This window comes from Novosphingobium sp. 9 (assembly GCF_025340265.1).
Lineage (GTDB): Bacteria > Pseudomonadota > Alphaproteobacteria > Sphingomonadales > Sphingomonadaceae > Novosphingobium.
In genome coordinates this window covers 504,887-521,086 of the sequence record NZ_CP022708.1, presented here as the reverse complement: position 1 = coordinate 521,086, position 16,200 = coordinate 504,887, and the positions used below count along the sequence as shown (strand labels likewise).

At 62.3% G+C, this 16,200-nt stretch carries 6 protein-coding genes and 6 pseudogenes; 7 read left to right on the top strand and 5 right to left on the bottom strand.

The genetic code is table 11. The features are described from left to right. Positions 1–831 precede the first annotated feature (831 nt). A pseudogene (locus CI805_RS17020) lies at positions 832–2,022 on the top strand (IS3 family transposase). A gap of 280 nt (positions 2,023–2,302) precedes the next feature. Further along, positions 2,303–2,746: pseudogene (locus CI805_RS17015) on the top strand (FUSC family protein); the annotation flags it as partial. A 692-nt stretch (positions 2,747–3,438) separates the two neighbouring features. Here the strand turns inward: CI805_RS17015 and CI805_RS17010 are convergent. The 4 genes and pseudogenes from CI805_RS17010 to CI805_RS16995 all read right to left on the bottom strand — a co-directional run bounded on the left by CI805_RS17010 (position 3,439) and on the right by CI805_RS16995 (position 6,347). After that, the gene (locus CI805_RS17010) at positions 3,439–3,621 is read right to left on the bottom strand and encodes a YegP family protein (RefSeq protein WP_260929453.1); all 183 of its coding nucleotides are present in this window, start codon (positions 3,619–3,621) and stop codon (positions 3,439–3,441) included. A 98-nt stretch (positions 3,622–3,719) separates the two neighbouring features. Then, a pseudogene (locus tag CI805_RS17005) lies at positions 3,720–3,987 on the bottom strand (IS630 family transposase); the annotation flags it as partial. Between the two features lie 123 nt (positions 3,988–4,110). Beyond that, positions 4,111–5,300: pseudogene (locus tag CI805_RS17000) on the bottom strand (MFS transporter). Between the two features lie 13 nt (positions 5,301–5,313). Continuing rightward, positions 5,314–6,347 (bottom strand): annotated as a pseudogene (locus CI805_RS16995) (aldo/keto reductase). Between the two features lie 88 nt (positions 6,348–6,435). On the opposite strand from CI805_RS16995, the gene CI805_RS16990 reads away from it, so the two are divergent. Further along, positions 6,436–7,341: a LysR family transcriptional regulator gene (locus CI805_RS16990; protein WP_260929449.1), complete on the top strand. Its 906-nt coding sequence runs from the start codon at positions 6,436–6,438 to the stop codon at positions 7,339–7,341. A 107-nt stretch (positions 7,342–7,448) separates the two neighbouring features. Here CI805_RS16990 and CI805_RS16985 read toward each other — a convergent pair whose 3' ends face one another. After that, positions 7,449–9,596, bottom strand: coding sequence for a TonB-dependent siderophore receptor (locus CI805_RS16985; RefSeq protein ID WP_260929447.1), 2,148 nt, complete (start codon positions 9,594–9,596; stop codon positions 7,449–7,451). Between the two features lie 183 nt (positions 9,597–9,779). On the opposite strand from CI805_RS16985, the pseudogene CI805_RS16980 reads away from it, so the two are divergent. The 4 genes and pseudogenes from CI805_RS16980 to CI805_RS16965 all read left to right on the top strand — a co-directional run bounded on the left by CI805_RS16980 (position 9,780) and on the right by CI805_RS16965 (position 16,133). Beyond that, a pseudogene (locus CI805_RS16980) lies at positions 9,780–10,543 on the top strand (TetR/AcrR family transcriptional regulator). Between the two features lie 220 nt (positions 10,544–10,763). After that, complete coding sequence (locus CI805_RS16975) at positions 10,764–13,166, top strand: beta-galactosidase (RefSeq protein ID WP_260929443.1); 2,403 nt, start codon at positions 10,764–10,766, stop codon at positions 13,164–13,166. Beyond that, on the top strand, positions 13,150–14,604 hold the full coding sequence (locus CI805_RS16970; protein WP_260929440.1) for a serine hydrolase domain-containing protein: 1,455 nt from the start codon (positions 13,150–13,152) through the stop codon (positions 14,602–14,604). Before CI805_RS16975 ends, CI805_RS16970 begins: the two co-directional genes overlap by 17 nt. Then, entirely contained in the window at positions 14,601–16,133 is a 1,533-nt protein-coding gene (locus CI805_RS16965; RefSeq protein WP_260929439.1) for a long-chain-fatty-acid--CoA ligase, read from the top strand. The genes CI805_RS16970 and CI805_RS16965 overlap by 4 nt, the downstream gene beginning before the upstream one ends. The last annotated feature ends 67 nt before the right edge of the window (positions 16,134–16,200 follow it).

Genomic DNA, 16,200 nt, shown 5'->3' with positions numbered 1-16,200 from the left:
ATGTCATCGGTGATGGCGCCGGAAGTGGTCGAGAAGCAGCCGCGTTGCCAGAAGCGCTCCCCCCAAGTAGCGCTTGCGAATATGACCGCCCCAACTGAATGGTCCCTGATGATTGTTAGAGCATAGCCTGATTACGCGGCGCACCAGATGCGGGCGCGGGTGAGTTTGCGGCCGCAATCGTCCCATACACCGTGTGGGTAGCTCCCGAAGATGTCGTGATAGACGTTGGGGGCAGAGCATCAGCTATAGCAGGACTCGCGACCACCGCTGCCACGCCCGCAGCAAGAATAGACAACTTCATCGCGTGTCTCTCGTATATGTTGAATTTTCGCCATGCCCGAGGTGCGTTGTTACGCCCGAAAGCATCCCATGCTCCGCCCCCTGGCAGGTGATTGAATGTGTTGGAAAGCCGAACTTCGATTGCGGCGATGACACGTCAAATATTTAAATACTGTATACCCACTTCGCTCACCTATCTATATTTTATTATATAAAACCCAGCCGAAACTACATCAGATCGGGCAAAACAGGCATCCAGTCACGGCCGCGCCGCCGCTCTTCAAGGAGAGGACACACGATCCGACAGCCAGACAGCTTTTCCGAAAAGACCGAAGAATGCCGATTGGGCGGCAATTTATCGAAGATATTGCCGGTTTGTGCAAGATCACTACAGGTATGGAGCGACACCATTATTGCATCGAACAGTGAGGCCAATCGCTACATCATCCTGTGCAGCCGGCTGTTTTACTGAATAAGTAGGCCCATTAGCTGATATGCCCCCGCTGGGTGGCCCATAGACTATGATAGTCTGGACCACGAAAGGGACGACAGATGCCATTCAAGAAGCACAAGCCGGAAGAGATCATCGGCAAGCTGCGTGAAGTTGAGATTGTGTTGGCGCAGAGGGCTCGACAGCCGAGGCATGCCGTCGGATCGGTGTCAGCGAGCAGACCTATTATCGCTGGCGCAAGGAATATGGCGGGCTGAAGACCGACCAGGCACGGCGGATGAAGGATCTGGAGAAGGAAAGGCAGCGGCTGTGCCGGGCGATCTCGGACCTGACGCTGGACATGCTGATCCTGCAGGAGGCCGCCAAGGGAGCCGAAGGCCAGCGCAGCTAAACTTCTGAGCCCTGCGCGGCGGCGGCGCTGCATTGATCATGTGCGACGAGAGCTTGCGGTATCCGAGCGACGGATATGCCGGGTACTGGGGCAGCATCGATCTACGCAGCGCAAGGTGCCGCGTGGGGCAGATGACGAGCAGGCGTTGACAGAGGACATCATCGCCTTGGCGAAGCAATATGGTCGTTACGGTGACCGCCGGGTGACAGCGTTGCTGTGCCATGCGGGATGGACGGTAAACCATAAGCGGGTCGAGCGGATATGGCGGCGCGAAGGGCTCAAGGTCCCGCAGCGCCAGCCAAAACGGGGACGTCTATGGCAGGGCGACGGATCATGCATCCGCCTGCGGCCTGAGTATCCGGGACATGCCTGGGCCTACGATTTCGTCGAGGGGCGGACGCATGATGGCCGCAAGTTCCGTATCCTCACGATCATTGACGAGGCCAGCAGGGAATGCCTGGCGCTCATCGTTGCCCGTCAGCTCAAGCACGAGGATGTTCTGGTGGCTCCGGCCGACCTGTTCATCTCGCGCGGTCCGCCTGCACATATACAGTCCGATAATGGCAGCGAACTTATCGCGACCGCGGTGCAGAAATGGCTGGGTCAGATCGGTGTGAAGACGCTTTACATCACCCTGGGATCACCATGGGAGAATGGCTATACCGAAAGCTTCAATGGGTCGCTTCGCGACGAACTGCCGGGCGGCGAGATCTTCTACAGCCTCGCCGAGGCCAAGGTCCTGATCGAAGCCTGGCGGCGGCATTACAACACCGTCCGCCCGCATAGCAGCCTGGGCTATCGACCACCGGAACCAGAAACAGCGACACCGCCATATCCGCCCTCCGGTTCCGCTGCGCTCCACCTCCGTCCGGATATGGCGGCGATGGCCTTAATCCACTAAAAAACCAATCGGGCCACTCGGTGGGGGCAGGTCACGTGCCTGTCGTCGCGACAACGTGATATGCGAAAGCAGATCGAGTGAAAAATGATGATTTTTGGGGATTTGTGTTCGCATCTTATCTAAGATGCGACAAAAGAAGGGCTGAGGCCCCGGCGGGCCGCCCCTATATTGCAGATGCAACATAGATTATGCTGCATCTGCGAAAAGGCCAATTTGAGTTGCACTGTTTGCAACTCGCGTAATCTTTAAACGCACACGCGTCATCGCCATAGGCTTAGCGATGCAAGACACGCTGCGACTCAGACTTGTGCGCGAAATCCGCTCGCTGGCCACGCCCGGCCCGCGCATGGCCGACGAACTGGCCTGCGTGGCCTCGGTGCTGCTCGCCGTTGTGCTGGCGCACTGGGCGGGTGCGCGGATGGTATCGTGGGCAGCGCTTTCGGCGCTGATCCTGCTCAAGAGCGATACTGCCGAGACGCTCCGCCGCGGTGTGATGCGCATGGTCGGCACGTTGATCGGCGCGGGGCTCGCACTCGTGCTGGTGCCGCTGGCCGCGCAATCGGTGCTGATCGCGTGCCTGAGCGCGGGCGTGATCGGCGGCGTTGGCCTCTATGGCATGCTGACCGGGCGCCGCGCCTATGCCTGGTTCCTGTTCGGCCTGACCTTCGAGATCATCCTGCTCGACAAGCTCTCGCACCCCGCACTCGACACCATCGAATTTGCGCGGACGCGGCTGGTCGAGGTCGGCGCGGGCACCGTGGCCTGTACGATCGTCAGCCTGATCGCCGCGTTCCTGCAGGGCAACGAGTGGTTGAAAAACCGCAAGCCGCGCCCCGACCGGATGCGCTGGAACCCGACTGCCGCGCGCCACGCCGCGCAGACCGGCATCGCGCTCGCCCTGCTGCCCGCGATCTACGCCTTCACCAAGATGCCCGAACTGACGCAGGCGGCGATCACCATCATGGCGGTGATGATCGTGCCGGTGGCGGGCATTGGCCAGAGCGGCCTGATCCCGGTCAGCCGCCGCCTCTACCAGCGCGCAATCGGCTGCATTGCGGGCGGCGCGGTTTCGGCTGCGGTGATCCTGCTGGCGGGCGGTTCGCTGATCGTGCTCGTCGCAGGGCTAAGCGTGGGCATTGTCGTGGGTCGACACATCGAGAACGGCGACAACAAGATCAACTACGTCGGCCTGCAATTCTCGATCGCCGTGCTGACGGCGCTTGCCCCGACGATTACACCCACATCGACATGCAGACCGCCGCCTGGCGCCTGCTCGGCATCTTTGCGGGCATGGCCCTGCTGGAGCCGGTCCTGTTGGCTTGGCATTTCGTGGTGCCACGCTTGCAGCAACGCGGCGAGGATGACACGTCGGACTCCCTCGCCGCCGCAGCCTGACCGGCAGAAGGCAGAAACGCCTCAGCCAGTGGTGGTATCGACCACCTCAGCACCGGGGCCGTTCTTGAGGATGGACTCGATCGCGTTCTTCGCCGAGGCCTTGCTCGAATAGCCCTCGGTCCAGAAGATGGTCTCGGCGTTGTAGCAGAAATAGGCGACGAACTCGCCGGCCTTGTTCTTGCGGATCTCGAAACGGTGCGCCACGAAATACCTCCCTCGCTTGTTGAAGCGAAGGACAGGATGATCCCGTACGCGCCTCCGTTCAAGCGAGATCTTGGGCATGTCCCTAGAGCGGTTTTCGATCAGCCTGGATCATACCTGCAAGAGCTGAAGAAATTGGCACATTCGGCAGGCCAGCAGATGTCGACGAGCTTGCTGATCGTCCCTAGCAACGCCTTAAGGCGAGAGAAGGCCTTCTCGACCGGGTGCTGTAGGCGCGCGGAAGCGCAGTGTCGCGCTGCCGCTGCGATCCAGCCCCGGATCTACTGGACGCTTATAGCTCGAAAGATTGTCTATCATGCCGACGTCATAGGGCTGCGGTTCGGACACGTTAACCTGGGTCACGTAGGCTCGATCCAATTTTGCCGCTGTTTCAGGACCTCGGGGCGCCCCCTCGATGACATACAAAGGGATCACCGTCGAGGGAGCAACGCCAAATCGCACCCCGGCTACCCGGCTTTCAACATGCCTTCCTCAACTCATCTCACTGCAGAGCTCTTCAGTAAGCCCGACATGGTTTGACGATGCCTTTCGAGAGGTCATCAGCACAGCGAGCAAACCAACTCCCGATGCTGCGGCTCCAGCGATTGCAACAAAAGGCAAGCTCAGCCCCGCCGCGATCACGCCGCCACCCAGCGCCGCGCCGATGGCATTGCCGAGGTTGAAAGCGCCGATGTTCATCGAGGATGCCAGGTTCGGGGCATCCGCCGCTGCACTCATCACACGCACCTGCAGCGGCGGCACCAGTGCGAAGCTGGCAATGCCCCACAGGAAGATCAGCACGGCCGTCGGCCCCGCGTAAGGCATGGCAAAGGCGAAGGCGACGAGGATCGCCGTCAGCGCCGCCAGCGTCACGATCAGGGTCCTGTCGACCGAACGATCGGCAAAGCGACCGCCCAGCCAGTTGCCGATGGTCAACCCCACGCCGTAGACCACGAGCATTGCCGTCACGTAACCGATCGAGCCATGGGTCTGCTCGCGCAGGATCGGCGTGATATAGGTGAAGACGGTGAACATCGCACTTGCGCCAACCACGGTCAGGCCCAGTGCCGCCAGCACCGGCCCGCGCACCAGCACCCGCAGTTCGGAGCGGGCATCGCCGTCCGTCGGTGCAGGCATATCCGGCAAAGTCAGACGCAGCGCCGCAATGGTCAGCAAGCCGAGTGCGGAAATACCCCAGAACGCCGAGCGCCATCCCATGACTTCGCCAGCCCAGGTCGCCAGCGGCACGCCGACCACATTGGCGATCGTCAGCCCCATGAACATGGCAGCCACCGCGCCGGCCTGCCGCTGCGGCGGGACAAGGCTCGCCGCAACGATCGATCCCACGCCGAAGAACGCGCCATGGTTCAGCGAGGTGACGATCCGCGCGAACAGCAGCATACCATAGCTTCCGGAAAGCGCCGCAATCAGGTTGCCCGCTGTAAATATCGCGGCAAGCGCGATCAGCAGGGTTCGCCGCGGCAGCCGCCCGGTGGTCAGCGTCATCAGCGGCGCGCCCAGCATCACCCCGATGGCATAGGCGCTGATCAGCAAGCCGGCTGACGGATAGAGACGCCAAGGCCGGTGGCGATGACGGGCAACAGGCCCATCGGAGCGAATTCGGTGACGCCGATGCCGAACGCTCCGGCTGCCAACGCGAGAAGTGGTGGATTGATCTTCATGATGGTCCTCACGTCAGACAAGCGGCGGATTCAGGCGGGCGAAGCCGTCCTGTTGATGATAGGGTGCATGGGGTAGGCAGGCATCTGGTAGCTTGCCCGATCAAGCCGGACAACCTGCTCGGCGGTGAGAGCCCAGCCCACGGCACCAAGGTTCTGACGCAGCTGTTCCTCGTTACGCGCACCAATAATAACCGATGACACGGTCGGCCGCTGCAGCAGCCAGTTGAGCGCGATCTGCGGAACCGTCTTTCCGGTTTCCGCCGCGATCTCGTCCAGCGCATCGATCACGCGGTAAAGATGCTCGTCCTCCACCGGCGGGGCGAAGGCGGCGGTCTGGTGCAGGCGGCTGCCTGCCGGGATCGGGCTGCTGCGCCGGATCTTGCCGGTGAGCCGCCCCCAGCCGAGCGGGCTCCACACCAGCGCGCCCACACCCTGATCTGCGGCAAGCGGCATCAGGTCCGCCTCGTAGGCGCGGCCGATCAGCGAGTAATAGACCTGATGGGCCACGAAGCGCGGCCAGCCATGACGGTCTGCCGTGCCCAGCGCCTTCATCAGTTGCCAGCCGGGATAGTTTGAAACGCCGACATGGCGCAACTTGCCCGCGCGGACGAGTTCGTCCAGCGTAGCCAGCAATTCGTCCACCGGGGTCGAGGCATCGAAAGCGTGGAGTTGCAGCAGGTCGATATAATCGGTGCCAAGACGCTCCAGCGCCGCTTCCACACCGCGGATCAACCGGCTGCGCGAGACGCCCCAGTCCTGCGGGCCGTCCCCGGTAGGCAGGCCGAGCTTGGTTGAGATCAGCACCGCGTCGCGCCGCCCCTTGATCGCCGCGCCCAGCACCTCTTCCGACGCCCCGCCAGAGTAGACATCGGCAGTGTCGAACAGCGTGATCCCGGCGTCGAGACAGATATCGACCAGCCGCCGCGCTTCCTGTGCGTCGCTATTGCCCCAGGCCCCGAACAGGGGGCCGGAACCACCGAACGTGCCGGTGCCGAAACTCAGAACCGGAACCCGCAGGCCCGATGCGCCCAATTGCCGATATTCCATCGTAATTCCTTTTCATTCCGTGATGGGCGCATAAATGGAATGGAAGGCACCCTGATTTTAGGGGGCCGAGAGGCGAAAGATCTTTGCGTTGGATGAAAAGATACCTTTCCATGCCGACCGGGCACGGGCACTTGAAACTTTCGCGGCAGTGGTTTCCGAAGGTAGTTTTTCCGCCGCCGGGCGTTTGCTGGGTCTCACCCCCTCGGCGGTCAGCCGCGCGGTTGACCGGATCGAGGATCGGCTGGGGGTTCGCCTGCTGCTCCGCTCCACCCGTGCGCTGACATTGACGGCGGAAGGACACGCCTATCTCGGCAGCGCCCGGCGCATCCTTGCCGATCTCGACGAAGCCGAACAGTCTATCGCCGATCGCGGCGCCCCGCGCGGACGCCTGCGAGTAAGCGCGGCCCATTCCCATGGGCGGCTGTGCATCGTACCGCTGCTTGGCGAGTTTGCGCGGCTCTATCCGCATATCGTGGTCGATATCAGCCTGAGCGACCGCCTGGTCGATATCGCCGCGGGTCAGGCAGATGTCGCGATCCGCTTCGGGCCGCTTGCCGACAGTCCCCTGACAGCCCGCAAGCTGGGCGAGAACGGCCGGGTCATCGTTGCTTCGCCTGCCTATCTGGCGCGCCACGGCACTCCGGCAACACCAGAGGATCTGCATGATCACAATTGCCTGAATTTCAATTTCCGCCGGGCTGAGCCTGTCTGGCCATTTCGCAAGGATGGACGCAATTATGCGCTGAGCGTTCGGGGCATGCTCGAGGCGAATAACGGCGAGACGCTAGGCCAACTCGCCGCCGATGGTGTTGGCATTACCCGCGTCGGCCGCTTCAGCGTTCAGCCTGAATTGGCATCAGGACAGTTGGTAGCGATATTGGAAGATTATAATCCGGGCGACATCGAGACAATACATGCGGTCTTTCTCGGCGGGGCAAACGTACCCGCGCGAGTCCGGGTCTTCGTGGACTTCCTCGCAGAACGCCTCGTCTAGGGTCAGGACCCATTGATTGATTCAGAAGCGGCGGTCCATCACCTTCACGCCTTACGACCATGACAGGCTCCAGACCACACGACATTCATCGCAATTGCGAACCGCGACTACCAACGATAATTCAAACTTCCCAGGATCGAGCGGCGGTCATTGTAGAAACAGCGCGATGCGCTCGTGCACGTCGCAACCGAAGTCTTGTCCGTGAGATTCTGTATGTTCAGAACGATGCTCCAGCGCCCGATATCATAGCCGATCATGGCGTCGAACTGAGTGCTCGCCGGGATTCGCAGGCTGTTTGCGGTATCGCCATAACGAGGCCCCATATAGCGTACGCCTGCCCCCAAATTGAGATGCTGAGCGTCCCGCACCAACAATCTCTCGTCCAGCCACAGGCTGCCGGAATCACGGGGCACATCCTCCATCCGGTTGCCCACATCACCATCGTTCGATTTGGTGATCTTGGAATCCATGTGCGCGTAGGCCGCATTGGCAGTAAGCCCATGCCCAAGATCGAGATCTCCCGACAATTCGAGCCCCTGCACCCGCACGCCGCCAGTCTGGATCTCGAAGTTGTCGTGATCGGGGTCCGCAGTCGTGACATTACGCTCACGGATCGAATAGACCGATGCCGTCACAAAGCTTCTGGAACCCTTGGGCTGGAATTTGACGCCACCTTCCCACTGCTTGGCCGTGGTGGGCTTCATCGCGGAACCATCGTAGGTCGTACCGATCGTAGGCTGAAATGAAGTGGAATAACTCACATAGGGCGCCAGACCATTATCGAACTGATAGACTGCCCCGATGCGACCGGTGAGGGCATCGTTCTTCTGCAACAGGTTCGAAACGGAATACTTGTCGTTCTCGGTCGTGCGGGTCCGTGCCCAGTCTTCGCGAACGCTGCCGACCAGCGACAGCTTGCCGATCTTCATCTGGTCCTGCCCGTAAAGGCCGACCTGATCGAGCGTGTCGCGGGTGATAAAGTCGAGATCGAGGCTGATGTTATCGCTATGGACGGGATCAGTCAGATCCAGCGGGTCAGCGCTGCCGTCCCATTCTTTCCAGTGGTCGTAGGCGTGTGAGTAATCCAGGCCGACCAGCAGCGTATGCTGGACAGGTCCTGTCATAAACCGGCCTTCCAGATTGGTATCGACAGCGAAATTCTTCTGCTGGGCATGCGCCTTGAGGGCATAGCGGTCCATGATCGAGGTGGCATTGCCCCCTTCGTCGGTTTGCAGTCCGCTACCCGCGACATAGCCAAGCCCGACCTCAGCGCGACTGAACCGCAGATTCTGATGAATTGTCCAGTCTGAACTGAAACTGTGCTGAGCGTTGTAGCCGATGTCCCACTGCGTCAGCGTGGCGAAATTCAGCGCCTTCTCGCCGGTAAACAAACTCGTTGGGATCTTTCCGAAGGGTGCGGATTGCAGCGTGCCCTCCGCCGGCAGACTTTGCCAGGCGTAACCGTCGTTCTGACGCACGAAATGCGACAGGACAGTCACGCTGGTCTGGGCGTCCGGCTGCCAGCTCAACGACGGCGCAACAAAGTAGTGGTGCTGATCTACGTGGTGGATCTGGGTCCCGCTTGAAAGCACCTCTCCGGTCAGGCGGTAGAGCAGGGTGCCGTCGGATGTCAGCGGCCCAGTGATGTCGGCATGACCTTCGATGCGACCATAGCTGCCGGTCTGGAGACCGACTTCCCCGCTTGCGACATCCTGCGGGCGCTTGCTGACGACATTCACGAGGCCGCCGGGTACGTTCTGGCCATAGAGTACCGAGGACGGTCCGCGCAGCACTTCGATACTCTGCGCGCCATAAGGATAGACCTTGGCTGAAAGCAGAGTGTAGCGGCTCTGCGTAGTCAATCCGTCGACATAGGGCATCGAGGTCTGGAAGCCGCGGATCATGTACTGGTCCAGGCGTGAATCGAGGCCGCCATATTCCTCGGCATTGACACCGGCAGAGTAACGCAGTGCCTCTCCCAGACTTTGCACGCCCTGCGCCTGAAGCTGGCTGGCGGAAATAGTGGAGATCGACTGCGGTGTCTCGATCAGGGGCGTATCGGTCTTGGTCGCGGTGTCGCTGCTGTCGATGATTCGCTGCCCGGTGATGACGATAGTCCCCCGGTCGCTGGAGCGTCCGCACAAGCGGTGGTGGCGTTGCCCGCCATGCCCAGCGCAGCTGAAATGGCGGCAACAGAAACAATAGCGCAAGAACGCGTAGCCAAGATGAAGGCCCTCATTTTTCGTGATTTTCATGGGCGAATATAGCTATTGATACTGAATAGCAATATTTTTAAGAGTGATCCCTTGGCACGTATTCGCCCATCCGGGCGCGGCCGCCCTGCCGCCGACATGGCCAGCGATACCGCGACTACCGCTTTTCACTATGCCCCTGAACGGCGATAACCCCACAGGCCCCTTCAATCCGGCAACGCGAATATGCTACCCGGCAACACCTGCCCCCCAACATGGGCAAACGGTCGATATGGCGGGATGAAGATAATGGACGAGAAAACCCCAAAGAAGTCGACCAGGACCCGCCGCCCCAATGTCGAACGCCGCGAAGAGTCGATGACTCTCATCCTCGACCACGCCGAGGCCGAATTCGCGGCCAACGGCTACAATGGCACGACGCTGGCACGGGTGGCGGCGGTTGCCGGAATCGATGCCGCCCTGATGCGCTACTACTTCGGTGACAAGGAACAGCTGTTCGCAGCCGTATTCCGGCGGCGCGGCCCCGCCGTCAACGAAGCGCGCTTCAAGGCCTTTGCGGACTACGAAGCCGAATTCGGCGATGCCGGAACCCTGGAAGGGGTGATCGAGGCTTTCGTGCGCCCTGCCTTCGAGGCCGCGCAGCTCAGTCAGGGACATCGCAACTACGCTGCCATCGTCGCCTACGTGAACAGTTCGAGGGGCGCGCAATATGCGCTGATGTCGGAAGTATTCGACGATATCTCGAAGGCGCTGGTCCATCACATGCGCCGGGTCATGCCGGAGGCCCCGCCCGAGGCGATCTACTGGGTTATCATTTCCTGACCGGCGCCTTCACGTTCTCGCTGGGCGAAACCGGTCGAATCGACCGGATCTCGGGAGGCGCCGTGTCCTCTTCCGACTTCAACGCCATCGCCGGTCATATTCCGGTTTTCGCCGCTGCGGGCATTCGGGCACTATGCAATCGGGGCGAGAAAAACGCGCAAAAATAGCGCCTTAAAAACTTTCTTCTTTCAGGAAGAAATTTAATTGACACAGAGCGGACAAAGAGAGACCTTTCCTTTCAGAAGATAAGGGGACGACGGCGCGAAAAAGCGCCGCGCCCCACAAGAAAGGGAAGAGGATGTTTCGAGGGGATCTCCCATCGATGTGTCTTGCTGCGCCGCTTCGGCTCCTGTGCGAGCAGAGGCGAAGGGCCGAAGGCTGCGCGGCATGATCCGGCGTCGGACCGTACTGGCGGGACTGACCGCCAGCGCTGCCGCGCTCTCGCGGCCGGGCTGGTCGAAAGCCGCGTCGCCTGCGGCAAAGGCCGGAGCGACCGGATCGCACATCCGCTTCGAGGTGCGCGGGGCAGGCCTTCACCCCGAAGTGCGGGGCGCTGTCGCCAACTGGGGCGGCAAGGGCGCGCGCGGCGATCTATCCGCCAACACCTGCCATCTTGAGCGCAACGGCGCGCCCCTCACCATCGTTGCGGGCGAAGTTCACCCCCAGCGCCTTCCGCCCGAGGAATGGGAGCCTGCCATCGTCCAGATGAAGGCGGCGGGGCTGAACACCGTCTCGTCCTACATCTTCTGGAACCAGATCGAACGACGCATCGGCGAATACGACTTTTCCGGCCGCAACGATCTGCGCACGTTCTTCAGCCTTTGCGCGAAGCACGACATGATGGTGGTGCTGCGCATCGGCCCGTTCACCAATGCGGAATTTCTGCTGGGCGGCCTTCCCGTCTGGCTTTACGGCTTGCCGACCACCGAACGCAGCAACGAGCCGCTCTACCTGGACCTTGTGGCGCGATACTATGTGCAACTGGGCGCTCAGGTGCATGACCTGCTCTGGGAGCATGGTGGCCCGATCGCGATCGTCCAGCTGGAAAACGAACTCTCGGTCGCGCCGATAGAATGGAACCGCCCGTTCCTCTATGGTGCCCCGGCAGATGGGCACACCGGGCCGACCGGCCCCGCCTTTACCGAGCACTACCGCAAGCTGCACGCGATGGCTGTAACGGCAGGGCTGCGCGCACCATTCTATTCGGTGACGGCCTGGGGCGCGAACGACCCCTATCCCACCGAAGTGGTGATGCCGACGTTCGGCGGGTACATGGACCTCAGCCCTCCGGGCGCGCAGAACAGCGAGTTGACCGTGTTCCAGCGACAGGGCAGCGAATACGACGACACTGTGCCGATCGGCTTCATCGAGATCGGCTACGGATCGCCCCAGCGCGACACGTTCCGCCCGCGTCCACCTGCCGATTCCGGCTATGCCTCAACGATGACGCTGTTCGGCGCCTCGCGTTCGCTGATGGTGGGATACTACATGTTCCGGGGCGGCTCGAACCCCGTCGACGGCGATCGCGGCTGGACCATCAAGAACGCGATGTTCCCGCTGGTGTCCTACGATTTCTGGGCGCCTATCAGCGAATATGGCGAATGGCGCGACAGCCTCTATCGCGCGCGTCCGTTCAACCTGTTCCTGCGCCACTACGCTGCCGATCTGGCACGCGCCGAACCGCGCTCGCCTTTGCAGCCCGTCACCAGACCCGAAGAGGATGGCATCCGGGCCGAGGCGCGGATCGGGGATGGACGCGGCTTCGTGTTCGTCAGCAACTACGGCAATGTGAACCCGCTGCCTGCGCGGCCGGACTTCGTGCTTGAACTTGATACGGATCGCGGAGCGGTGCGCATCCCTCACGAGGGAACACTTCCCCTGCCCAGCGGCACGATGGCGATCTGGCCGGTCAATCTCGATCTGGGTGCGGGCGTCGTCCTGCGCTCAGCGACCGTCCAGCCGGTCTGCCGCTTCGTCTGCGAAGGGGAGCAATGGCACGTCTTCACGCAGATAGGATCGCTGCCTGCCGAACTCGTATTCGATCGCGACGGCGTGGCGGCGATCCAGCCATCGCCGCGCGTCAGGATAAAGCAGGCGACGGATGGCCCGGCTGTGGTCGCGGTGCAACCCGGTCGTGGCTCCGTCGTGAAGATCAGAAGCACCAAGGGCTCTACAATCCGGCTGCTGGTGCTGACCGAAACCGACGCGCGCAACCTTGCCGATCTCGGCACGCAGGATGCCCCGCTGTTCGCGCTGAGCCCGTCCATGGTGACGCGTTCGGGCGACACGATCGCGATCGCTTCGCGGGACGGCAAGGCGCTCGAAGCCTCGTTTTTCCCGCCGCTGGCAAACGGCGCTGAGGACGGCGTGTTCGGCCATATTGCAAGCCCTGCCAGTCCGCGTTCCATCACGGCCGACATCGCGCGCCTCGGCGACGAGCGCGCACTCGTGAAGCTGCCCGCCACAGCCTTCGACGGGCTGGACGAGATCTTTCTCGACATTGCCTATTCCGGCGACGTCTGCCGCATCTTCGATGCGCAAACCGGCATCCTTGTTGCCGATACGATGAACAACGGCATCCCCTGGGCCGTCGGGCTGCGCCGTTTCCAGGCGGCGCTGTCAGGCGCCGGACTGCTGGTCCGGGTCGAGCCTGTGCTGGTCGGCGGCGATGCGGTGAAGCTGGCCGGATCGATGACCCTGAAGCCAGAGGAACGCGCTGTCGGCGTCAGGGCTGCCCTGACCTCGCTCACCTTCAGCCCGCGCTATGTCGCGCATGTGGAGGTGGCGTGATGACGTTCCGGTCGCCCCCCGCCGCGCAGCATCGCTCTCCCTCGCCATGCTGCTGTGCATCGGCAGCGCGCAGGCTCAGCCATCGCAAACGCAAGAGGTGGACTCGGTCGCTGCCGGGATCGGCGCCAAGCTCGCCTGCTCGGCCCACTTCGTGGAAGGCCGCGCGCTTGCCGGGATCGTCCGCGATGACGTGGAGTCCCTGCTGCCGATCCTGAAGGGCATGCAGTACCGGATCAATAGCAAAGCCGGAACGCTGACCGTCACACGCGGGAGGACATCGCGGACCGCCCTCTATCGTCGGGGGCTGGGTTGCACACTGCTGACGCCGGGCACTTCGCAGCTGGCGAACCGGTCGCTGCCAGCCCCGGCATCGAACCGTGACGCGCATGCGCTCTGGCCACGCGGGGATCGGGTTGCTCTGGCTGCGCCTCTCCCCGGTCTCGATCGCGCAGCGCTGGATCGCGCCGTGGCGGCCATGTTCGCACCGAGCGGAAAAGGCGACGCAGACGAATCCCGTACCAGAGCCGTCATCGTCGTCTACGATGGCCGGATCGTTGCCGAACGATATGCACCGGGGTTCACGCGGGACACCCGCCAGTTGGGCTGGTCGATGTCGAAGGCGGTCACGGCGAGCCTTGCCGGGCTGCTGGTGGCGGACGGCAGGCTCAGCCTCGATGCACCGACCGGGCTGCCCGAATGGTCCGGCAAGGACGATCCCCGTCGCGCCATCACGCTCTCGCAATTGCTGCGCATGTCCAGCGGCCTGCATTTCGATGAGAGCTACCTGCCCGGCAAGGACGCCGTGACCATGCTGTTCGAGCAGCCCGACATGGCCCGCTATACCGCCAGCCTGCCGCTTGACCATCCGCCCGGAACCGTGTGGTCCTATTCCTCGGGCAGCAGCAATGTGGTCTCGGCGATCATCAAGCGCACACTGGGCGGCAGCGCTGCCATGCAGGACTTTGCCCGGACGCGCCTGTTCGCACCGGCTGGAGTGAACAGCGTGGTGTTCGAGGAGGATCAGTCCGGCACACCGGTCGGCAGTTCCTATGTCTACGCAACACCGCGGGACTGGGCACGGCTGGGGCAGTTGTACCTCGACGAAGGGCAGATCAACGGCCACCACATCCTGCCTGAGTGGTGGGTGGACTATGTCCGCAAACCGGCCCCGGCCGATCCGGGCGCGAACTATGGCGCGCAGGTCTGGCTGAACGGCTTCAAGCCCGATCGCAGCGCACGAACGTTTCCGGACCTGCCTGCCGACAGCTACGCCCCGCAAGGCTACAATGGGCAAAGCCTGCTGATCGTACCTTCGCGGCGGGCTGTCATCCTGCGCATGGGCTGGACGACGGGCGCTGTACCCTTCGACATGAACCCGTGGTTCGGCCCGATCCTTGCAGCGCTTCCTCACTCTCCGACGGCGGGAGCCGGACAATGACCGGGGCACCGTCGGACTATCCGCTGCTGATCGGGCAACTTCTGGCAAACCTGCCGCAATTCGCCGAACAGGAAATCGTCAGCGACGGGAAGCGGTTCACATACGCGCAGTTCGCAAGGCGCCTTCGACAACTCGCCAATGTGCTCACCGACCTGGGCGTGAAACCCGGCATGACGGTGGCCGTCATGGACTGGGACAGCCATCGTTATCTCGAAGCCTATTTCGCCGTCCCGATGATCGGCGCCATATTGCAGACCGTGAACGTGCGCCTTGCCCCGGCACAGATCACCTTCACGCTGCGCCAGAGCTGCGCCCAAGTGCTGCTCTACCACCCCGATTTCCGGGAACTGGCGCAGGACTTCGCATCGTCGTCAGCCACGCCACCCCGCCTGTTCGCCATGGCGGACTATGAAGACCACCTTGCCGCTGCCGCGACGGATTTCGACTTCCCCGAACTCGACGAGAATACCCTCGCCACCACATTCCACACCAGCGGCACCAGCGGCGATCCCAAGGCAGTCTCGTTCACCCACCGGCAACTGGTGCTGCACACGCTTGCCATGGCGGGCACGCTTGCCAACCAGCCCGATGGCGAAGGCTTCCGGCGCAGCGATGTCTACATGCCGATGACGCCGATGTTCCACGTCCACGCTTGGGGCATGCCGTACCTTGCGACAATGCTGGGCGCCAAACAGGTCTATCCCGGACGCTATGATCCCGACGAACTGCTCCGCCTGCAACACGAGGAAGGCGTTACGTTCTCGCACTGCGTGCCGACGATCCTGCGCATGCTGCTGGATTGCAGGACGATCGACGCACGGCCTCTGCGCTGGACGATCATCATTGGCGGCAGCGCCCTGTCGGAAGCCTTGCGGATAGAGGCGCACAGGCACGGCATAGTGGCCATCGGCGGTTATGGCATGTCGGAAACCGGCCCGGTCGTCGCGCTGTCGCGCAGCGTCCGGAGCGGATCGCCTGCCTTGCTGGGGCGGGCGGGCTTCCCGGTGCCGCTGGTATGGGCGCGCTGCCCCCGCACGGGAAACGACAACCAGGCAGGCGAACTGCAACTGCGCGCGCCGTGGCTCACCGCAGGATATCGGGACGATAGCACTGCATCGGCAGCGCTTTGGGCCGATAGCTGGCTCCATACGCAGGACCTTGCCCGTATCGACGCCGATGGCGCGATCTCCATCGTCGATCGCATCAAGGACGTCATCAAGACCGGCGGCGAATGGGTGTCGTCCCTGACGCTGGAAGACCTGTGCGCACGCCATCCGGATGTCGTGGAAGTGGCCGTCGTCGGTATTCCCGACGATCGCTGGGGCGAGCGGCCCGTCCTGTTCGTCGTGCCTGTTCCGGAACGCCCACCGCCGACGCTTGCAAGCATTCACGAACTTCTGAGACCGGCCATCAGCAACGGCACGATCAGCCGCTACGCGATACCGGACAGGATCATATCACGATCTGAACTGCCAAGAAACAGTACCGGAAAACTCGACAAGGCGTCGCTAAGAACATCAGTACAATAATTAAAATACACATCAAAGAATACTTCATTTCCAAATTAGAGCAGTCGACCCGATCGAACTCGCCACA